Origin of the sequence: Vibrio sp. YIC-376, assembly GCF_052353105.1 — a bacterium.
GTDB lineage: Bacteria > Pseudomonadota > Gammaproteobacteria > Enterobacterales > Vibrionaceae > Vibrio.
Map to the genome: position 1 here is coordinate 244,026 of NZ_JBBWFK010000008.1, position 20,373 is coordinate 264,398.

Annotated in this window: 16 protein-coding genes; 7 read left to right on the top strand and 9 right to left on the bottom strand. The window is 43.7% G+C overall.

The genetic code is table 11. The features are described from left to right. The first annotated feature begins 121 nt into the window (after positions 1 to 121). Positions 122 to 1,681 carry a SulP family inorganic anion transporter gene (locus tag WJM94_RS16640; protein ID WP_444495306.1) on the top strand — a complete coding sequence of 520 codons (1,560 nt, stop codon included), beginning with the start codon at positions 122 to 124 and terminating at the stop codon, positions 1,679 to 1,681. 57 nt (positions 1,682 to 1,738) lie between these two features. On the opposite strand, the gene WJM94_RS16645 is transcribed toward WJM94_RS16640, so the two are convergent. Continuing rightward, entirely contained in the window at positions 1,739 to 2,188 is a 450-nt protein-coding gene (locus WJM94_RS16645; protein ID WP_444495307.1) for a low molecular weight protein-tyrosine-phosphatase, read from the bottom strand. A gap of 124 nt (positions 2,189 to 2,312) precedes the next feature. Between WJM94_RS16645 and cobO the strand changes: the two genes are divergently transcribed. Next, positions 2,313 to 2,918, top strand: a complete 606-nt coding sequence (cobO, locus tag WJM94_RS16650; RefSeq protein ID WP_444495309.1) for a cob(I)yrinic acid a,c-diamide adenosyltransferase — start codon at positions 2,313 to 2,315, stop codon at positions 2,916 to 2,918. Between the two features lie 220 nt (positions 2,919 to 3,138). Here the strand turns inward: cobO and WJM94_RS16655 are convergent, their stop codons facing one another. From WJM94_RS16655 to apbC, 3 genes are all read right to left on the bottom strand, one after another. Next, complete coding sequence (locus WJM94_RS16655; protein WP_444495310.1) at positions 3,139 to 5,217, bottom strand: AsmA family protein; 2,079 nt, start codon at positions 5,215 to 5,217, stop codon at positions 3,139 to 3,141. Positions 5,218 to 5,406: 189 nt separating this feature from the next. Continuing rightward, positions 5,407 to 6,048, bottom strand: coding sequence for a uridine kinase (gene udk, locus WJM94_RS16660; protein ID WP_444495311.1), 642 nt, complete (start codon positions 6,046 to 6,048; stop codon positions 5,407 to 5,409). A 191-nt stretch (positions 6,049 to 6,239) separates the two neighbouring features. After that, positions 6,240 to 7,316, bottom strand: a complete 1,077-nt coding sequence (apbC, locus tag WJM94_RS16665) for an iron-sulfur cluster carrier protein ApbC (protein ID WP_444495312.1) — start codon at positions 7,314 to 7,316, stop codon at positions 6,240 to 6,242. 162 nt (positions 7,317 to 7,478) lie between these two features. On the opposite strand from apbC, the gene metG reads away from it, so the two are divergent. Further along, a complete protein-coding gene (gene metG / locus WJM94_RS16670) occupies positions 7,479 to 9,554 on the top strand; it encodes a methionine--tRNA ligase (RefSeq protein WP_444495313.1) in 2,076 nt (691 codons plus the stop codon). A 219-nt stretch (positions 9,555 to 9,773) separates the two neighbouring features. Beyond that, complete coding sequence (locus WJM94_RS16675; protein WP_444495314.1) at positions 9,774 to 10,580, top strand: hypothetical protein; 807 nt, start codon at positions 9,774 to 9,776, stop codon at positions 10,578 to 10,580. Positions 10,581 to 10,688: 108 nt separating this feature from the next. Here WJM94_RS16675 and fadR read toward each other — a convergent pair whose 3' ends face one another. Further along, complete coding sequence (gene fadR, locus WJM94_RS16680; protein ID WP_444495315.1) at positions 10,689 to 11,528, bottom strand: fatty acid metabolism transcriptional regulator FadR; 840 nt, start codon at positions 11,526 to 11,528, stop codon at positions 10,689 to 10,691. Between the two features lie 642 nt (positions 11,529 to 12,170). On the opposite strand from fadR, the gene nhaB reads away from it, so the two are divergent. Both nhaB and dsbB read left to right on the top strand, forming a co-directional pair. Further along, positions 12,171 to 13,757, top strand: a complete 1,587-nt coding sequence (gene nhaB / locus WJM94_RS16685) for a Na(+)/H(+) antiporter NhaB (RefSeq protein WP_444495316.1) — start codon at positions 12,171 to 12,173, stop codon at positions 13,755 to 13,757. An 84-nt stretch (positions 13,758 to 13,841) separates the two neighbouring features. Further along, complete coding sequence (gene dsbB / locus WJM94_RS16690; protein WP_444495317.1) at positions 13,842 to 14,378, top strand: disulfide bond formation protein DsbB; 537 nt, start codon at positions 13,842 to 13,844, stop codon at positions 14,376 to 14,378. 70 nt (positions 14,379 to 14,448) lie between these two features. Here dsbB and WJM94_RS16695 read toward each other — a convergent pair whose 3' ends face one another. Beyond that, positions 14,449 to 15,057 carry an SEC-C metal-binding domain-containing protein gene (locus WJM94_RS16695; RefSeq protein WP_444495319.1) on the bottom strand — a complete coding sequence of 203 codons (609 nt, stop codon included), beginning with the start codon at positions 15,055 to 15,057 and terminating at the stop codon, positions 14,449 to 14,451. 169 nt (positions 15,058 to 15,226) lie between these two features. Here WJM94_RS16695 and dusC point away from each other — a divergent pair, with 169 nt between their 5' ends. Continuing rightward, positions 15,227 to 16,195: a tRNA dihydrouridine(16) synthase DusC gene (gene dusC, locus WJM94_RS16700; RefSeq protein ID WP_444495320.1), complete on the top strand. Its 969-nt coding sequence runs from the start codon at positions 15,227 to 15,229 to the stop codon at positions 16,193 to 16,195. A gap of 267 nt (positions 16,196 to 16,462) precedes the next feature. Here the strand turns inward: dusC and malZ are convergent, their stop codons facing one another. The 3 genes from malZ to WJM94_RS16715 form a co-directional block, all read right to left on the bottom strand. Further along, positions 16,463 to 18,289: a maltodextrin glucosidase gene (gene malZ / locus WJM94_RS16705; RefSeq protein ID WP_444495321.1), complete on the bottom strand. Its 1,827-nt coding sequence runs from the start codon at positions 18,287 to 18,289 to the stop codon at positions 16,463 to 16,465. 161 nt (positions 18,290 to 18,450) lie between these two features. Further along, a complete protein-coding gene (locus tag WJM94_RS16710; protein WP_444495322.1) occupies positions 18,451 to 19,245 on the bottom strand; it encodes an ABC transporter ATP-binding protein in 795 nt (264 codons plus the stop codon). Then, positions 19,242 to 20,177 carry an ABC transporter permease gene (locus tag WJM94_RS16715; RefSeq protein WP_444495323.1) on the bottom strand — a complete coding sequence of 312 codons (936 nt, stop codon included), beginning with the start codon at positions 20,175 to 20,177 and terminating at the stop codon, positions 19,242 to 19,244. The genes WJM94_RS16710 and WJM94_RS16715 overlap by 4 nt, the downstream gene beginning before the upstream one ends. Positions 20,178 to 20,373: the final 196 nt, after the last annotated feature.

Genomic DNA, 20,373 nt, shown 5'->3' on the forward strand with positions numbered 1-20,373 from the left:
GCTGCTCTTTTTTACTACGGTTTACACCAACTGAGTTGATTACATTTTCATCTCTTGGTGGCTTATGCAAATACGAATATGTGTCGGGATAAACTCATCTCAACGAGAACTTAATACAAACATGTTCGAATTTCCGCAATTTTCTAAGCACTCTGTAAAAAATGATGTGCTATCAGGCTTAACCGTTGCGTTAGCATTAGTTCCTGAAGCTGTAGCATTCGCATTCGTTGCTGGCGTAGATCCTATGGTTGGTCTTTACGCAGCATTTATCGTTGGCCTAATCACTTCTATATTTGGTGGACGTCCTGGCATGATTTCTGGTGCTACTGGTGCGATGGCCGTTGTAATGGTATCTCTTGTGGCCAGTCACGGTGTTCAATACCTATTTGCAGCAATCATGCTGGCCGGTATTCTGCAGGTCGCTGCTGGTCTATTCAAACTGGGTAAGTTTATCCGTATCGTGCCACATCCCGTAATGATCGGTTTCGTAAACGGTCTGGCGATTGTGATCTTCCTTGCTCAATTAGGCCAATTCAAAGCACCAGATATTAACGGCATGCTCACCTGGTTACCACAAGACCAAATGATGTTAATGCTAGGTTTGGTTGCATTAACAATGGCAATCATCTACTTCTTACCAAAAATTACGACAGCGGTTCCGTCATCGTTGGTTGCGATTGTAACCGTTACGGCTCTAGTGGTTGGTTTGGATCTTGAAACCCGTACTGTCGTGGATTTCTTGCGTGCTATGTCAGGCAATGACTCAGCAACATTAGCAGGCTCTCTGCCAACATTCTCTATTCCGTCGGTACCATTTACGCTAGAAACGCTGCAAATCATTCTGCCTTACGCAGTGATCCTTGCAGCTATCGGTCTGATTGAATCACTGCTTACTCTGACCGTTCTCGATGAGATGACAAACACCCGTGGTCAATCTAACCGTGAATGTATCGGCCAGGGTATGGCAAACATGACCTGTTCTATGTTCGGCGCTATGGGTGGTTGCGCTATGATTGGTCAATCAATGATCAACGTAAACTCAGGTGGTCGTGGCCGTCTATCAGGAATTGTCGCTGCAGTAGCACTACTCATGTTCATTCTGTTTGCTTCATCACTGATTGAAATGATTCCGCTCGCTGCTCTTGTTGGTGTTATGTTCATGGTTGTGATTGGCACATTTGAGTGGGCGACATTCAAGCTTGCTCGTCGCGTACCAAAACAAGACTTCTTCGTTATCGTTCTGGTAACCGTAGTTACTGTGCTTACGGACTTAGCTGTCGCGGTAGCTGTTGGTGTGATTGCATCTGCTCTGATGTTTGCATGGCAACACGCTAAGCATATCTACGCGGATACTTGCCTCAATGAAGAAGGCTCAAAAGAGTACAAAATCCACGGTCCTATCTTCTTTGGTTCTGCGGCTAATTTCCTTGAAATATTCAATGCACAGGACGACCCGAAAGACGTGATTGTCGACTTTGCAGATTCGCGCGTCACCGACCACTCTGCAATCGAAGCCATTGAAACACTGGCTGAACGTTACGCTATGATTGGTAAAACGCTTCATCTGCGTCACCTGAGCCCAGACTGCCGTAAGCTGCTGGACAAAGCGGGAAGCCTAGTGGAAATCAACGTAAAAGAAGACCCTAGCTATAAAGTCGCAACAGACGTTTTGGCCGGCTAACAAAACAAGAAGGGATGAGTCATGACTCATCCCTTTCTCTATGTGGCCTGCTTTACATCAAAGCTTATGCAAAAGCGCTTCTGAAGCTTCTTCAATTAAGTCTAATACCAATTCAAAGCCATCATCCCCGCCATAATAAGGATCTGGGATTTCCTCATACTCGGAATCACCATGACTCAGAAACAAAGAAACTTTATAGCGGTACTCATCAGGGCACATATCTAATAAATCGGCTAAATTCGCTCTATCTGCGGCCAAGACGATATCAAAATCTTCAAAGTCTCTACTATTGACTTTACGCGCTCGAATACCTTTAAAGGAATAACCTCGCTTCTCCCCCATCGACTTAGCACGAGAATCTGGTGGATTGCCAGTGTGATAGCCAATTGTACCCGCAGAATCAATGTCTACTTTAACACCGAGATCTTTTGCTTTCGCTCTCAGTACCGCTTCTCCAGTCGGTGAGCGACAGATATTCCCCATACATACAACGAGTATTCTTTTCATTATATTCCCTGATATTCCGATGGTTTTTCTTCATAGGCACTTGGTCTATCATAGCGGGATAAAATGACTAACCCAAGCTCATACTCATGTTCGGGGCGGAACAAAAAGGAATTAAGATACCATTATGTCTATCGAAGAAAACAAAGAAGCTCGCCATAAGGCTCGTCAGCAAAAAGTAAAAGAACAGGTGGACGCAAAAATCGCAGCAGCCCAGGAAGAAAAAGGTCTTTTGCTCATTATTACCGGAAATGGCAAAGGTAAATCAACCTCTGGTTTTGGTACCATCGCGCGTGCTGTCGGGCATGGATTGAACTGTGCAGTTGCTCAATTCATCAAAGGCACGTGGGATAACGGGGAGCGCAACCTACTAGAGAAGTTGGGTGTTGAATTCCAAGTCATGGCAACTGGTTTTACTTGGGAGACACAAAACAAAGCGGCAGATACAGCAGCAGCACAATTGGTCTGGCAAGAATGTAAACGCATGCTGCAAGACGAGTCTCTCGACGTTGTTTTGTTTGATGAACTGACTTACATGGTGAGCTATGGTTACATCGATTTAGATGAAGTCGTAGAAGCGCTAAATAATCGCCCTAAGATGCAATCCGTCGTCATTACAGGCCGTGGCGCACATCGTACCCTGATTGAAATGGCTGACACTGTGTCAGAGGTGAAGAACGTCAAACATGCTTTTGAGTCTGGCGTGAAAGCATTAAAAGGTGTGGATTGGTAGTAATCTAGGTCCTAGGTGAAAAAGGTCCTAGATCCTAGGTGTGTTCACCCATGACTCCGTTGTATCTTTCATTAGCATTTGTATTCGTTGTTTTGGAATACGGATTACAGAATACAGGAATAGATATTTAGTCCGTAATCTGTAATCCGTGATCCAAATAATATTTTCCTAGGCCCTAGAACCTAGGACCTAGGACCTAGGACCTAGGACCTCTATATAGTTAGTTAAACAGCCCTTTAAGTAAACCGTCTACTGCTTCTTTGGTTTTCTCGTCTTTGATCTTATCCGTTATCTTCTCTACGCCGCGGTCAATTTCTTTCTGCGCTTTTTGTTTTAGGATATCATCGAATACCAATTTGAATTTCGGATCTGCCCAGTTACCAGAGACATTGATTGGAATCGTAATGTCTTTGAGCTCATCAATATTCTTACCGCCCTGTCCCTCTAATGTACCTACAATAGAGGTGCTGATGGTGAAGTCGACTGTCTCGTTGATATAGTTTGCTTGGCCTTTACCACGCACACGCAGCAGCGGTGACTGTGCCTGCATATTATCTGTCGTTACCACACCCTTATTCAGCTTCAACGTCGCCGTCATCGAACTAAAGTCCGTTTTCTTAGCTTCAGTGGTACCTTCAACCGTCTGACCTTTGAATTTTGCGTAGTTTTCACGTATTAACTGCGCAACGTTGATGCCATTGACCGCACCATCGGCGAAGTTGATATCAACAGTACCCGCAAGATTCTTTTTGATCCCTGTTGGTGTCAGGCTGCTGCCTTGGACATTAATGCCAATGTTACCGGTACCTTCCAACTTATCATTGTCGGCAACATCAATAAGCAGTGGCTGAACACTCACCCCTTTAATCGTGTTTTGCACGCTGTAAGTTGCTGGTGACTTACGTGCGTCTAGTTTCGCTTTTGCGCTGATCGTGCCTTGGTATAGCTGTGAACTGAACGAAGTTAGATCAAACACGCCACGATTGATAGTAAAGCTTGCTTTCACCGCTTCCATTTTTGCGTTAGCGGCTTTGAACTTATCGATAGTGATGTCACCTTTGACATCCAGCGTGTTAAGCGCAGACAAATCAGGCTCTACTTCCGGTTCCGTAGATTTGCTTTCACTGCTTGATGTTGATTTGTCACCACCAGCTTGTTGGTTTAGACCAAGGAAATCATCTAAATCGATGTTTGGGCTATGCAGAGCAAAACGCACCTTCGGTATATCACCTAAAGTAACATCAGCTTTCCCTTCAAGCTCGATAGCATTTGCCGTTAACTTCTCCAACACAAAGCTCAAATGACTTTTGCTTAAATCAAAAGACAAATCTGACACCATATCTACTTTCATCGGCGATTGAGGCAGAGCATCGCCTTCAAATGTTGATTGTAGAGATAGTTTGTCTAGCTGCACTTTGGTGATTGCTTTATCGATACTTAGCTTGCCACCACCTTGCATGTCCAATTTCATATCAGTAGCACTGCCTTTCAGGGCATAGCTCAAGTTGTTTACTTTATCGAACTCAAAAGTGTCCAAACTAATGTTGGCAGACTCAAAATTGTTATTAGGATCAGCATAGGTCGCATCAACGTTGATGTTCTTTAGTGCGTAACTAGCAAGGCCTTTAGCCAGTTGGAAGTCCGCTTTTCCTTGTGCGGTAAACTTCTGATCATTCATTTCTCCTTTCACACCAAATTCAGCTGTAGTCCAGCTATCAAAGGCAAATTCAGAAAGGTTGAGTGAAATATCGTAAAGCTTTGTGTAACTGTCCGCCTGTTTATCCTGTATTTCAAGAGAGCCATTAGATACTGTTATACCTGCAAGATTGATAGTCCAGTCAGAACCAGACTCTTGCGTTTCGGCACTTTTCTCTTGTTCAGTAACATCCGCTTGTTGTGATTGCTGCGCCGTCGTCAGGGCGTCAATATTTTTGCTGCCATCTTGCTTAGTTTCGAGATAAAACTCAGCGCCATCAAGTGTGACATTACCGATTTCCAACTGCTTACGCAGCAGAGGAGTAACGGAGACATCAACACTTACTGTTTCGACTTTAAATAGATTTGGTTGACTAAAACCTTGAGGATTTCTTAGCTCAGTTCGACCCAGTTCAAGGCCAATGGATGGGAAAAATTGCCAACTTAGATCCCCTTCAATGACGAGTTCCAGACCTGTTTGTTTTTGTGTTTGTTCCACAATGAGCGGCTTGAATTGATTGGGATTTACGAAAATGGTTAAAGCTAGAATCGCCCCAACAACTAAAACAACGGGTATTGCGACAATTAAGAGCAGTTTCTTCATTTGTTTTTCCTTGCTCGTGTGTTTTTAAAATTATAATAGTTGATTTGCTCTACCGCTGACAGTTCCGTCAAAGCGTGAAAATCATCCTTTTTTGTATTACAACTGACTAATTTAAAAACAAAAAAAAGAAGTGACACCTAAAGTGCCACTTCTTTTAACAAAAATAAAGCAATATAGTCGTTTATAGACTTAAGCTTTCAAAAGTCTTGCAATGTGAGCTTTCAGTACATCAATTGCGATACGGTTTTTACCGCCGCGAGGAACAATGATATCCGCATATTGTTTAGAAGGTTCGATAAACTGCATGAACATCGGACGCACTGTTTGTTGATATTGCTTCAGTACTGATTCCATTGTGCGACCACGCTCTTCAACATCGCGTTTCACACGGCGAAGCAGACAAATATCTAATGGCGTGTCCATAAATACCGTTGCGTGCATTATGTCACGTAAGCGCGGGTCAGTAAGAAGAAGGATGCCCTCTAAAATAATTACCTTTTTAGGGGTCATTGTAGTCGTGTGAGTTGTTCTTGTGTGTTCAGTGTAACTGTACTCCGGTACTTCTACCGCTTCGCCACGTACCAGTTTCTCAAGGTGCTCACAAAGCAGATCGTGATCTAACGCACTCGGGTGATCGTAGTTAGTCTTTACTCGCTCGTCCATGCTTAGGTGGCTTTGGTCGTTGTAGTAGCAATCTTCCGTGATAACACCGATTTGATGATCGCCTACTTTCTCGCGAAGCTCATTGTAGATTGTGCTCGCGATCAAACTTTTTCCCGAAGCAGAAGCGCCAGCAATACCTACGATGACGCAATGATTATTATCAGACATGAATTTGCACCCGATGATGATTTCTAGTGACGTAAAAAGATAAACCGCCTGATTATAGGGAGTTCACCACTTAGTTACTAGCTGGAATTAGAGTTTAGTTGTAAGTTTCTAACCACCCGGAGGATTAACCTCCGAGCAAACGTTAAAATGTGCAACTTTCAACCATCACTATTAACAAATACAGTTACGAGTTAGTTCACCATTGTAAAACTGATTGCATCTGGTTTGGCTTTGCCTTGCCAAAACATCATGCTACAAACGCGATCCGCTAGCTGTTTATAATAGCCTGCATGTTCACTTTCCGGTCTTCTTGCTACTGTTGGAATCCCGGCATCAATGTCTTCACGCATTGAAATATGTAGTGGAATTTGCCCTAACAGAGCCAAACCAAACTCCTGACACATTTTCTCTGCACCACCCATACCGAAGATGTGCTCTGTCGCTCCACATTGACTACAGATGTGATAGCTCATATTTTCAACCACACCGACTACTGGCACATTAACTTTATTAAACATTGTTGCGCCCTTACGCGCGTCTGCCAGCGCCAAGTCTTGTGGTGTGGTTACCAATACCGTTCCGGTAACAGGGATCTGTTGTGACAATGTTAATTGGATATCCCCTGTACCTGGTGGCATGTCTATTACCAGGTAATCCAGTTCAGGCCAATCCGTTTCAGTTAACAGCTGAGACAACGCTTTTGAGGCCATAGGACCACGCCAAATTGCAGCTTCCGACTTATCAACCAGATAACCGATAGAATGAGTATAGATCCCGTGGGCGAAAATAGGCTCCATCCATTTAGAATCGCGAACTTCTGGTTTGGCATCTTCCTGACCAAGCATCATAGGAACCGAAGGACCGTAAATGTCGGCATCCAGTAGTCCCACTTTTGCTCCCGATTGAGCAATGGCCAGCGCCAAGTTTACAGCAGTGGTTGATTTACCGACCCCGCCTTTAGCTGAACTCACTGCGATGATGTTCTTTACGCCTTTAACACTGTTGGCAACATGCGTTTCCAGTGCTTTGACGTTCTGCTCGATTTGGAATGGGAAATCAGGCACCACACCTGAGGTTTGCTGCTGTTTGATCCAGTCATATAAAAAAGTCTGGAGTTCATTACTAGCAAACGGTAAGGTAATTTTTACCTCACCCTGAGCGGTGATGGCGACCACGCCGTTAATATCGGCCCAACTTTCCACCAATTGCGGATGCTGGAACTGGTTAAACCAATGACAAAAATCTTGTTTTGAAGTGAACTGATGCATACGCCCTCCTTGTTGGGTACCATGCTACCACTGACCTATCGGAATCAGAACCCCAAAAAAACTAAGGCATTCCATAGTTTGACACCTTGGAGTTAGTGAGCTCATGGGGTAGTATTATCCATCAAAAATTTTTATACCTACCAAGAAAAGCGAATATTAAGTATGGCAAACGATCCAAGACCTCTTTCTTCAAGAAAAATGCTGGTAACTTGTGCCCTTCCGTACGCTAACGGTTCGATCCACCTTGGCCATATGCTTGAGCATATCCAAGCGGACATTTGGGTTCGTTACCAACGCCTACGAGGCAACACTGTAAACTTCATCTGTGCTGACGATGCTCACGGCACGCCAATCATGCTTAAAGCGCAACAGATGGGTATGACTCCTGAAGAAATGATTGCCGTCGTTAGCGAAGAGCACCAAAAAGACTTTGCTGGCTTTGATATCAGCTTTGATAACTACCACAGCACGCATTCAGAAGAGAACCGCGAACTCGCTTCACACATCTACCTGGAACTTAAGAAAAACGGCTTTATCTCTAGCCGCACTATTTCCCAGTTGTTCGACCCTGAAAAAGAAATGTTCCTACCGGATCGTTTCGTAAAAGGTACATGTCCTAAGTGTAAGTCTGAAGATCAGTACGGCGACAACTGTGATAACTGTGGTGAGACTTACAGCCCAACAGAACTTATCAATCCAAAATCGGCAGTCTCTGGTGCGACGCCGGTAATGAAAGATTCTGAGCACTTCTTCTTTGACCTGCCTCAGTTTGAGAGCATGCTAAAAGAGTGGACTCGTTCTGGCTCTCTACAAGCTGAAACTGCAAACAAGATGCAAGAGTGGTTCGAATCTGGCCTGCAACAATGGGATATCTCACGTGATGCACCATACTTCGGCTTTGAAATCCCAGGTGAAAAAGACAAGTTCTTCTATGTATGGCTAGACGCACCTATCGGCTACATGGGCTCGTTCAAGAACCTATGTAACAAACGTGACGACCTAGATTTCGACGAGTACTGGAAAAAAGACAGCTCAGCAGAGCTTTACCACTTCATTGGTAAGGACATTGTTTACTTCCACAGCCTATTCTGGCCTGCAATGTTGGAAGGATCTGGTTTCCGTAAACCAAACAACGTATTCGTACACGGCTACGTAACGGTTAATGGCGCAAAAATGTCTAAGTCTAAGGGTACGTTCGTAAAAGCAAGCACTTACCTAGATCACCTAGACCCAGAGTGTCTGCGTTACTACTATGCCGCGAAGCTAAATAGCCGCATTGATGACCTGGATCTTAACCTTGAAGACTTCACACAGCGCGTAAACGCTGACGTAGTGAACAAGATCGTTAACCTGGCATCTCGTAACGCTGGCTTTATCGCTAAACGTTTCGATGGCAAGCTGTCTGACAACTTCGCAGAGCCTGAGTTGTACAACGAGTTTGCTGCAGCAGCAGACCGCATTGCAGAACTATACGAAACTCGCGAATTTGGCCGTGCTATCCGTGAAATCACAGCACTAGCGGACAAAGCGAACCAATACGTTGATGAAAAAGCGCCTTGGGTTGTAGCAAAAGAAGACGGCAAAGATCAGGAACTACAAGAAATCTGCTCTGTGGGTATCAACCTGTTCCGCGTTCTGATGACTTACCTGAAACCAGTAATGCCAGCACTTGCTGCGCGTACTGAAGCTTTCCTAAACCAACAACTGACTTGGGAAGGCATTGCTGCACCACTTACTGGCCATGAAATCACTAAGTTCAAAGCGCTATTCAACCGTATCGATCCTAAGAACATCGAAGCAATGATCGAAGCTTCAAAAGAAGACGCTGCAGCTGAAATGGCAGCGAAAAAACAAGCCGAAGCTAATTCTTCTAAAGAAGCTGAAACAGAGCTAAGCAAAGACCCGATTGCAGACGAGATCGAATTCGATACCTTTGCTCAGGTTGATTTACGAATTGCGCGTATCATTTCTTGTGAAGAAGTACCAAAAGCAGACAAACTGCTTAAGTTCCAATTGGATATCGGTGGCGAGACTCGTCAAGTATTCTCTGGTATTAAGTCAGCTTACAAACCAGAAGAGCTAGAGGGTAAACTAACTGTAATGGTTGCAAACCTTAAGCCTCGCAAGATGAAGTTTGGTATGTCTGAAGGCATGATCCTAGCAGCTGGCCCTGGTGGCAGTGATTTGTGGATCCTTGAACCACACGAAGGTGCTCAACCTGGCATGCGCGTAATGTAGTCAATTAAATTTAGACTCACTTCACAAAATCCCCACCAAAAAGGCGGGGATTTTTTGATCACTTTCACATTATTGTGCATTTATCGCACCAACAATGAGCAACTTATCCATTATTTCTTCATAAAACCTTGATAATACTTTGTTTATATCGAAATATGGCTGGGAATAATTCTTGCATGACTACCTTTGCTAGGGCTTAAGACTAACAAGGAGTTAGTTATGTTTGTTTTGATTTCGACATTACTTTCGGTTGCAATTCTCGCGGGCATTTACCACCTATCAGCTAAACGCGAGCAACAACACGCGAGTAAATATCAGCTACTCACTCTACTGCGTGATATCGTACACCTACTTCGTCGCCACCGTGCAGCGACACACTACTCTATTCAATTCCAAAAAAACAAAGAACAAGAAATAAAGGAACTCAATCAGGAATTGAACCAAAAGCTGCATCTTTTGTTGGAGTCATCTCGCTTCGACAGTAAACCCATGTATCGCGTTTTGCAGATCAAAATTGGCCAGATGTTGGAGCAATGGCAAGACTATAATGTCGCTAGAAATCAGATGGAACATGGTAAGTTAATTCGACATTGCTTGTTCCTGATGGATGAAGTCACTATAGCTTGGTTAGCAGTAGAGCAACGCGACGAACTGCATGACGAGTATCATATTAGCTGGCAAAGCATCATAGATAATTTAGAGACCTTAACTCAATTACGTATCAGCATCAGGGACTTCGATGATCAGGCAGAAAATGAGCGCTTAAAGAAAATCGCCTCTGTTATGCTACGTAGAGTGAATCAATTGGCAGTGATTGCGCCACTGACTATTGCATCACCAGTAGCTGTTCGTGCAATACAATCGTTACACGATTATGTAGAAGGTAGGGTCACAGGGCTAACCGAAGAGCAGCTCTACGATATTACTTCAGACCTGTCTCTGACTATTTTTAACACTTACGATCACGTACTTTCTACTATCGTTGAAACGCTTTACTTACCGTTACCCAGACTCGCATTAGCATGAACTCGGCAGACAATAAGCAATCTTAAATTTTAAGATTGAGAATAAAAAACCGCAGACTTTCCATCTGCGGTTTTTTAATTCCATGAATGAGCTATATCAGAACTAATATTAGCTGTCATCTTCAGTGAAATTAGTTGGCAGTTGTTTCTTCATCTCATTCCAGATTAGCGCACTTTCTATACCGTAGTGACGAATCACCACAGGAAGCTGGTCATGTTTCGCACCTTCACAAGTTTCCAGAAGTTGACGGTAGAACTTTAACGCCAGTTCACGAGAAGCTGAATTCGAGAAGTAGTAACTACCAACACGGTCATACAACTTCTTCAGGCCATTAAAAATAAGACCGTAAATCTGATTACCCGAATGGAATGCTAAGCGTTGGAAAAGCATGTAATCGTAAAAGTTAAACGTTTTTGCGATCAAAATTTCTTGACGCTTCGCTTCGTCTTTTTCGTTCTCTTCTTTGACACTTTGTAGAACTTTGTCTGCGTACGGCGATGAAGCGATAAACTCATCCCAGGAAGAAGCATCCATTAGTGCTTCACAAGACTCGATAACATTCTTAATCGTCCGCTCAGAACTTTCTTTATTCACCTTGAACGCATAACGCATAAAAATTGGGCTGATGTTAGTACGCGCTGCCAGCAAGTCTTCTACAATGTTCGTTGCATTATCCACATCCAACGTCATTAGAGTATCCAAAATATGCAGGCCTGAAGTCTCCATAAACTGGTTTACTTTTGTTGGCTTACCGTGTTGGATTGTCAACCATCCATCACGAGCAAGGCGTTGAAGAACCTCTCGGAGCGTTGTTCGAGTAACACCAATCAGCTCAGATAGTTCACGCTCAGCAGGTAAAATTGAGCCAGGAGGAAAACGGCCGTTCCAAATGCTCTCGATAATGTACTTTTCTGCAAATCCTGCAGGGCTTTTCGCCTTTATGACCATTCTACGTTTTATCCAATATTGATTTTTGGGGTCGATGCCACTCATCATACCACTAGTTAGCGATTTGATAAAACTAACGATCAACAATTGAAATGCACCTTAAGTAGTGCATTAACTCTAGTTGTGATCTCAACCTTGAGTCACCCATAAACTCGTCCAAACTAGTAAAAACAATATTCCATTGACAGAGTACCAGCCATAACTTAAGAAATAATAACGACAACTAGGTCACACTTTTATATTCAAAATATGGAAAATTAATTTATGTTCACTCAATTAAAATCTCAGATATATTATCTTTTCATGTAACTTATTATCATTTAGAGCCCCAAAAGGAGTTTTTTGAAACTTTCATGATATAATAACGCCTATTCGATCGCGTTATTACAATAAAAAAGTTGTTTCCATCGGAAGCAACTCGCTGTGTTATTGACTAATAAAAACCTGAGTGTAAAGTTTGCGATCGAAGAAAATGAGCGGTGCTTAAGTTCAAGGAAATAACTTGGCAATACTACGCTAAAGCAAAGGATTGTTGTTTTACTAAGTTATTGTTTAAAAAGGCTAGCTAATAAGTCTACTAAACAGATATTTACGCACCATTTTGTAGTGTCTATTCATAAACTTATTATAAAGAGATTCATCATGCCGATTTCGCTCGGAAACGCTTTTATCAAGAATTTTCTAGGTAAAGCGCCTGATTGGTACAAAGTTGCCATTATAGCCTTCTTAATAATTAACCCAATTATTTTCTTTTTTATAAGTCCATTTGTTGCTGGATGGTTGTTGGTCGCTGAATTTATTTTCACGCTGGCAATGGCGTTAAAATGCTACCCATTACAGCCAGGTGGTTTACTTGCAATAGAAGCCATTGCAATTGGGATGACCAGCCCTGCACAAGTGAAGCATGAGTTAGTGGCGAATATTGAAGTGTTGCTACTTTTAATATTCATGGTTGCTGGCATCTACTTCATGAAACATCTTCTGCTGTTCATTTTTACCAAAATATTGCTAGGCATTCGTTCAAAAACGCTGCTGTCACTTGCATTCTGTTTTGCGGCGGCCTTTTTATCCGCATTCTTGGATGCACTGACGGTTATTGCTGTAGTTATCAGCGTAGCAGTGGGCTTCTACTCGATTTACCACAAAGTTGCGTCAGGCAACCCTATCGGTGACCATGACCACACACAAGATGACACCATCACCGAACTAACTCGTGATGACTTGGAAAATTACCGCGCATTCTTACGTTCATTACTGATGCATGCTGGAGTGGGTACTGCACTTGGTGGTGTAACAACAATGGTTGGTGAACCTCAAAACCTTATCATTGCGGATCAGGCAGGTTGGTATTTTGGAGAATTCCTAATTCGTATGTCGCCAGTCACGTTACCAGTACTGTTCTGTGGTCTCATTACTTGTGCGCTAGTAGAAAAGCTAAAAGTATTTGGTTACGGTTCACGACTACCAAACAACGTTCGCCAAATTCTCGTGGACTATGACCGCGAAGAGCGTAAAACACGTACCAATCAAGATGTTGCCAAGCTTTGGATTCAGGGATTTATCGCAGTATGGCTAATTGTTGCGCTCGCACTGCACTTGGCGGCTGTTGGTCTGATAGGTCTTTCCGTTATTATCCTTGCAACGGCATTTACCGGTGTTATTGATGAACACTCAATGGGTAAAGCGTTTGAAGAAGCTCTACCATTTACTGCACTACTTGCGGTGTTCTTCTCTGTCGTAGCTGTAATCATCGATCAAGAACTATTTAAACCGGTAATAGATGCTGTACTGGCAGTAGAAGATAAAAGCACTCAGCTAGCCCTGTTCTACGTCGCAAACGGCTTGTTATCCATGGTTTCAGACAACGTGTTTGTTGGTACGGTTTACATTAACGAAGTGAAAACAGCCCTAATTGAAGGTTTGATCACTCGTGAACAGTTCGACTTACTAGCAGTTGCTATCAACACCGGTACTAACTTACCTTCAGTAGCAACGCCAAACGGTCAGGCAGCGTTCCTATTCCTACTAACATCTGCACTAGCACCGTTAATTCGTCTTTCTTACGGTCGAATGGTGATCATGGCACTGCCGTACACCGTTGTGCTAGCGATTGTTGGTCTAATGGGGATCATGTTCTTCTTGGAACCAGCGACAGCTTCTTTCTATGACGCAGGTTGGATCACTCTACATAGTGGTGATTTGACCCCAGTAGTTTCTGCTGGACACTAAAATTTGAGTTGATAAAGAAACTGATACACGATAAAAAGCTCTGAGTATTCAGAGCTTTTTATATTTTCAGACAGGATTGAAACCGTGAATATTTTTAGATCACTAAACCAATTTTCCAAGGGACGCGTATCTTGGCTACTTCTTCTCTTGTTTATCATCTTCTTTGAAGCCTGTGCCCTCTACTTCCAACATGTCATGATGCTGGCACCATGTGTGATGTGTATTTATGAACGAGTGGCAATGTTGGGAATAGGTGCGGCTGCGATTATCGGATTTATCTCTCCGAGTAATCCGCTGTTCCGATGGCTGGGTCTGATAGCATGGGGGCTAAGTGCGTATAAAGGTCTGATGCTGGCGTTGCAACACGTAGATTATCAGTTCAATCCATCGCCATTTGCAACCTGTGATCTGTTTGTAACCTTCCCTAGTTGGGCACCACTAAATCAATGGGCTCCTTGGATGTTCGAAGCCTATGGTGATTGCTCGAAGATAGTATGGCAATTCTTTAGCTTATCAATGCCACAGTGGTTAGCCGTTATATTTGCAGCTAATTTGGTCTTTATCGCACTTGTTGTGATTGCTCAATTTTTCCCGCCAAGACGTAAGAACCCGATTCGTTAAAACAAGTACAAAACGCCGACCAAATGGTCGGCGTTTTGTCATTACTACGTTAGAACGTAACTAACGAAAATTATTTACCACAGCACTGTTTGAACTTTTTCCCACTCTCACATGGACAAGGATCATTTCTCCCCACTCCTTTGAAAGGGTTCAAGCTTTGGGACTTATTGCCAACCATCAGTTCGTCAGCACCTAATGCCACTTCACCTACCATTAAATCGAGTTGTTCAATCAGATCGTTCAGTGCAGGAGGAGTTTCAATGCCAGCATCACACATATGCTGTTGAGTCGTGTCTTCATCGATCGCTAGCATCATTGTCGTTAGCAGACCTTGCAGCATACGTTGTAAGCCATCGTTGAGTTCTGTACCTTGCCACTGCTCTTCAATCAATGGCCAAACCGACATGAAGCCTTCAGCAAAGTCTGCTAGCTGCTCTGGGTCTTTGTTTGTTATTTCTAGCACTGAATACTCGTTTCTTAGAATTCGATTGTGCTGCTTGTGAATTTGCTCTTCAACAGCAGGTTGAATCGCTTTATAGTCTTCACCTAACAGTGGCTCTAACCAAGCTTCTGGAGCCAATGGCTTGGTTGTTAAGTTAGCGGCTAAAACAGCCCCTTCAATAAACAGTGAAGATTCCTCTAACGATACTTCACCTTTTTCGATCAATGTATATTGCATGACATCTGGTTTCCCATAAATTTGCCGGCATTATACCCCAGAGATCAACCCCAAGTAACCTTAGGATATATGGTTGAGCATTTTGATCTCGCCGAGTCTTTTAATGACAAAGTAGCTTTACATCGCTACAATCGCCCTCCTTTTATCTCCAAACTGTATTAGGCAAACTATGCGAGTTGTATTAGGCCCAATGGAAGGCGTTTTAGATCATTTAATGCGCCAAATTTTGACCGAAATAAACGACTATGATCTCTGTGTGACTGAGTTCGTTCGAGTGATCGATCAGTTACTTCCAGATCACGTGTTCCATCGTTTGTGTCCCGAGCTTTTACAAGATTCTCAAACCGCATCTGGTGTGCCTGTACATGTTCAACTGCTTGGTCAAGATCCTAAATGGATGGCGGAAAACGCTATTAGAGCCGCTGAGCTTGGTGCCCGAGGCATAGACATCAATTTTGGTTGCCCTGCTAAACTGGTCAACAAAAGTAAAGGTGGTGCGGCCCTACTTCAACATCCAGAGTTGATCCACCAAGTCGTCAAAGCGTGTCGCGAAGCAGTGCCTGAAGAGATTCCGGTGAGTGCAAAAATCCGTCTGGGCTGGGAAAACCCTGAAGACTGTTTTGAAATTGTGGATGCGATCCAATCCGCTGGTGCAGACGAATTGACCGTTCATGCCCGAACAAAGCAAGGCGGGTACAAGGCGTCAGAAATCAAATGGGAATACATCACTAAAATCCGCGAACGCTTCACCATCCCTTTGATTGCAAATGGTGAGATCTGGAATTATGAAGACGGCCAACGTTGTATTGAAACGACTGGTGCTGATTCTTTGATGGTCTGTCGCGGCGCATTCAACATTCCCAATTTGGGTAATATGGTAAAACACAACCACCAGCCGATGTCGTGGCCAGAAGTCGTTGAATTACTGATTTACTACTCTAAATTCGAGATGAAAGGTGACAAAGGATTGTACTACCCTAATCGGGTTAAACAGTGGTTCTCTTATTTGCGCCAGTCTTACCCAGAGGCGAATGAGTTGTTTCGTGAAATCCGCATCCATAATAAAGCAGCACCGATTGTTGAACACATTCAACGCTATCAGGATGCATTAATGTCCACTGAATCACGCGTGGCTTAATTGATACTGACCTAAATTGGTATCTGTTAAAAATCGCTGATAACTAAAAGTCTATGACTATTCGAATGAGTGACAGCAAACAAAAGGGCGAGTATTCGCCCTTTTGTGTGTATACCATTTTCTAATCGCAAATTTTTCCAGTGCTCTTCGCTTGATTCAGCGAGAATCACTCGGTCTGAACATATTGACAAGATAAAACATTAAACTCCTGCCACTTGAAATCAATTGGGACTGGAGGCAAGAATTTTAATCAATATGAACTACACGTCACTTCAGGTGCCAAATTTTGCTGCTTACCCCTTTCATGTTTACAGAAAGTTCACGCTTATAATCAATAATTTCCTGGGTGTCCAACAAGCTATACAGGCTTTTTACAGCAACACCTAATTGCCATAATGGCAAAGTAATACTGGTATCTTGAGAACTGATATTTAATGCGACAACAACAATCTCCTCTCCCAGTTGTCTCGCATACACCAAAGTCTCTTCACTGCTATATAACCACTGTATGCTACCGGATTGTAAGCATTGGAATCGTTTACGAATGGCTATCCAGCGTTGGTAAACAGTAAGCCATTCCGACTCATCCACGAGATGCCAAGGAAAACAACGTCGATTGTCAGGATCCAGCCCTCCTTCCAAACCGACTTCGCTACCGTAATAAACACAAGGTGTACCGACATAGGTCATCAACAACGTAAGTGCGATGAGCATTTTATCTTGGCTGCTATTCACCAGGGTCAGGAACCTGGCCGTATCATGGCTATCAAGCTGATTAAGTTGAGACAATTGATTAGCAAACGGAATCTTTGCTCTTGCTTCATCTAGCCACTGTTTGAGCTCGGTTGCGTCGAGCTTTATGGGGTCGTATGAGATATCTTTATTCGCCATGAATGCTCTTACCGGGTGTGCGAAGCCATAATAATTCATCGCTCCATCTTCCTGACCACCTTGCAACCATTGAGTTGCCTCAAAAAAGTGCTCACCAAGTACATACGCATCAGGGTTTTCGGATTTTGTTGCCTGACGGAACGCTTCTACGTAATGGGCATTGTTTTTCGCCCCCTCACCTTCCCCTAACATATGAATCACATCAAAGCGCCAGCCATCCACAGAATAAGGCGCTCTCAGCCAGTATTTGATCACCGATTGATCACCCTGATAGATGTAATCACGAACTTGTTCATTTTCGAAGTTCAACACCGGCAAGCTGCTAATGCCTTTCCAGCCAATGTAATTGTTGCTGTCACCTTCAAAAAAATAGTAATTACGATACTTCGATTTTGGATTACCGTACGCTCCGTCTCCTTCCATTTTTATATCGAACCAAGGATGATGAACCGACGTGTGGTTAAACACTGCGTCCAAAACAATTTTCATCTCCTTCGCACGTATCTTGTCGCACAACCTAGCAAACTGTTCATTACTACCAAACATCGGGTCAATGGTGAAATAGTCAGTAGTGTCGTATTTATGGTTACTTGGCGCACTGAATAGCGGATTAAAATACAACGCTGTAACACCCAGATTTTCTAGATAATCCAGCTTCTGCTCAACACCTTTCAGGTCTCCTCCGAAGAACTCTTTCGCGCCCGTGTTTTGATGGTTACCGACATCGTCACCCCATGGCTTTACTATCGCTTCAGGGTTGTATTCACCATAGGCCAGTCGAATCGCTTGTTCATCCTGACTCACAGCAAAACGGTCAGGAAAAATTTGGTAGAAGACCTGCTTTTGCACCCATTCCGGCGGCTGGTTTTTAGCATTCAGTTTGAAGTGGAATTCTTTGGGAGGAATTCGCTTTTGTACCCCACGGCCATCGAGCCAAAACTGCTGATCACCCAGAACCAACTTAAAGACATAGTGAGTCACATCTCTGTCTTTGTTTGGGGCAAAGGTTGCTTGCCAGAGTTTAAGTTCTCCAGCGGTACCAGCCGGGCGCATCTCCGTCATGTACTCTTCGTTGTCTGGTTCAGAACGCACATACACTGCATCAAAGGTGATGTCTTCCATCTTGAGCAATACCGTTATCCTCTCTTGTTCAAAAGAGAGGCCATCAAGCGTCTGACTGTGAAAAATAAAAGGAAGGGTCATAGCAAGTACTCATGTTTCTGAGATATGTAATGAGTTTACTATAGGGTGTAATAATAAAAATCCTCCTTGTGAGGCTGCCAGTTTGCAACATTTCTCAAGGAGGATCACACTTGGTAGGCGTAGTTATACCAATCTTAGTAAATCACTATCTGGCTTAACAGTTAGTTGAGTAACAAACTGTCGTCAGAAAGCTCTTCGCCACGTACTTTAGAGAACATTTCAAGTAAGTCTGGCACTTTCATATTCGCTCTTTGCTCACCAGCGACATCCAGTACGATTTCACCCTGATGTAGCATCACAGTTCTGTCACCACAAGCCAGTGCGTCTTTCATCGAATGTGTCACCATCATGACAGTCAAATCAAATTCATTGACGATGCGTTTTGTCAGGTCGATAACAAAAGCAGCCATTCGTGGGTCAAGCGCGGCAGTATGCTCATCCAGTAATAGCAACTTGCTATCTGATAACGTAGCCATGACCAAGCTGACGGCTTGTCGTTGGCCACCAGACAGCAGTCCAATGCTATCACCCAATCTGTCCTCTAAACCTAAGCCCAGAATGCTGATACGTTCCTGAAACAGTTTGCGGCGTTTGGCTGAAAGCGCCAGACCCCAGCCACGTTTTTTACCACGCATGTAAGCCAGAGCCATGTTTTCTTCTATGGTCAACTCACCACAGGTACCAGCGAGTGGATCCTGAAAAACACGCGCGCATTGAGTGGCACGTTGCGCCACCGTTTGTCGGGTAACATCTTTCCCATCGATGATCACTTGACCACCAATCATTGGTGTCTCACCAGTCACTGCACCAAGCAACGTTGATTTACCGGCACCATTTGACCCGATAACGGTAAGAAACTGATGCTCAGGCACCTCAAGAGAAACGCCTCTTAAAGCTTGGTTTTCCAGTATGGTTCCAAGGTTGAACGTCACTTGGATATTATTGAGTTCAATCATAATGCCTCCCCTGAACCATTTTTCGATGCTGCCTGTTTAGCGTTCGTCACTCGCTGTTTCGCTTTCATTCTCTGCTTTAGTTTTGGAGCAATCAACGCTACCGCAACCAATACGGCTGTCACTAGGTTAAGATCCGATGCCTGCAGACCAAACATGCCTGAGCTCAATGCAAAGGCAACCGCCAGACGATATAGAACAGAACCAACGATAACTGCCAACACCGCTACCCAGATTTTACGACCAGGGATCAACGTTTGACCCAAAATAACGGCAGCCAAACCCACCACAATAGTACCGACACCCGATGTAACATCGGCAAAGCTATTGGTCTGAGCAAACAAGGCCCCTGCAAAACCAACAAATCCGTTTGATAGTGCCAAACCAAAGAAGGTGTAAAAACTCGTGCTGGCGCCCTGAGCTGAAACCATTCGAGAGTTTACGCCCGTGGCTCTGAGCCCGAGACCGAAGTCACTGTTTAACAGTCGAACGACAAAAAATGCGGATAATAGGACAAGTATTCCCACAACAAGCGGACGAATGAACATTGGATCGCCCATCGTTTCAAAAGGCGTAAGTATCGTATCTTCACCAAGAAGCGCCATGTTGGGTTTCCCCATAATGCGAATATTGATAGAAAACGCAGCGATCATGGTCAAAATTGACGCGAGGAGATGCAAAATACCGCAGCGGACAGCAAGAAATGCAGTAACCCAACCCGTCATCGCACCAGCAATGATGGCCATCCCTGTTGCAACCCATGGGTTAATACCCGCAACAATAGCGGTAGCAGCAACAGCCGCGCCCATTGGGAAACTGCCATCAACACTTAAATCAGGGAAATCGAGTACGCGGAACGTGAGGTAGACTCCTAAGGCGACCAGCCCGTATATCAAGCCAATCTCAAGAGCGCCAAAAAAAGCAAATGCAGACATAAAACGGCTCCTTTCTGCATGTTCAGATCAATCATTTGAGATCTGAAATTAAGACTTCTAACTTCGTTGGGATGGGAACATTACTGACGGTTCGCTAATTCGAATAAACTTTAGCTGAACTCCGTTACAATCAGTCGACTTGAGAAAAGTAATAAATCAGAGGCTGACTTATTACTTTCATTGTGATGCCGAACGG

What these genes read in the sequence shown, in the direction of transcription:
- udk (WP_444495311.1), bottom strand. Translation starts at nt 6,048, where the DNA reads ATGTCTGATAATAATCATTGCGTCATCGTAGGTATTGCTGGCGCTTCT.
- fadR (WP_444495315.1), bottom strand. Translation starts at nt 11,528, where the DNA reads ATGGTCATAAAGGCGAAAAGCCCTGCAGGATTTGCAGAAAAGTACATT.
- WJM94_RS16695 (WP_444495319.1), bottom strand. Translation starts at nt 15,057, where the DNA reads ATGCAATATACATTGATCGAAAAAGGTGAAGTATCGTTAGAGGAATCT.
- WJM94_RS16640 (WP_444495306.1), top strand. Translation starts at nt 122, where the DNA reads ATGTTCGAATTTCCGCAATTTTCTAAGCACTCTGTAAAAAATGATGTG.
- malZ (WP_444495321.1), bottom strand. Translation starts at nt 18,289, where the DNA reads ATGACCCTTCCTTTTATTTTTCACAGTCAGACGCTTGATGGCCTCTCT.
- WJM94_RS16675 (WP_444495314.1), top strand. Translation starts at nt 9,774, where the DNA reads ATGTTTGTTTTGATTTCGACATTACTTTCGGTTGCAATTCTCGCGGGC.
- WJM94_RS16715 (WP_444495323.1), bottom strand. Translation starts at nt 20,177, where the DNA reads ATGTCTGCATTTGCTTTTTTTGGCGCTCTTGAGATTGGCTTGATATAC.
- metG (WP_444495313.1), top strand. Translation starts at nt 7,479, where the DNA reads ATGGCAAACGATCCAAGACCTCTTTCTTCAAGAAAAATGCTGGTAACT.
- cobO (WP_444495309.1), top strand. Translation starts at nt 2,313, where the DNA reads ATGTCTATCGAAGAAAACAAAGAAGCTCGCCATAAGGCTCGTCAGCAA.
- apbC (WP_444495312.1), bottom strand. Translation starts at nt 7,316, where the DNA reads ATGCATCAGTTCACTTCAAAACAAGATTTTTGTCATTGGTTTAACCAG.
- dusC (WP_444495320.1), top strand. Translation starts at nt 15,227, where the DNA reads ATGCGAGTTGTATTAGGCCCAATGGAAGGCGTTTTAGATCATTTAATG.
- nhaB (WP_444495316.1), top strand. Translation starts at nt 12,171, where the DNA reads ATGCCGATTTCGCTCGGAAACGCTTTTATCAAGAATTTTCTAGGTAAA.
- WJM94_RS16655 (WP_444495310.1), bottom strand. Translation starts at nt 5,217, where the DNA reads ATGAAGAAACTGCTCTTAATTGTCGCAATACCCGTTGTTTTAGTTGTT.
- WJM94_RS16710 (WP_444495322.1), bottom strand. Translation starts at nt 19,245, where the DNA reads ATGATTGAACTCAATAATATCCAAGTGACGTTCAACCTTGGAACCATA.
- WJM94_RS16645 (WP_444495307.1), bottom strand. Translation starts at nt 2,188, where the DNA reads ATGAAAAGAATACTCGTTGTATGTATGGGGAATATCTGTCGCTCACCG.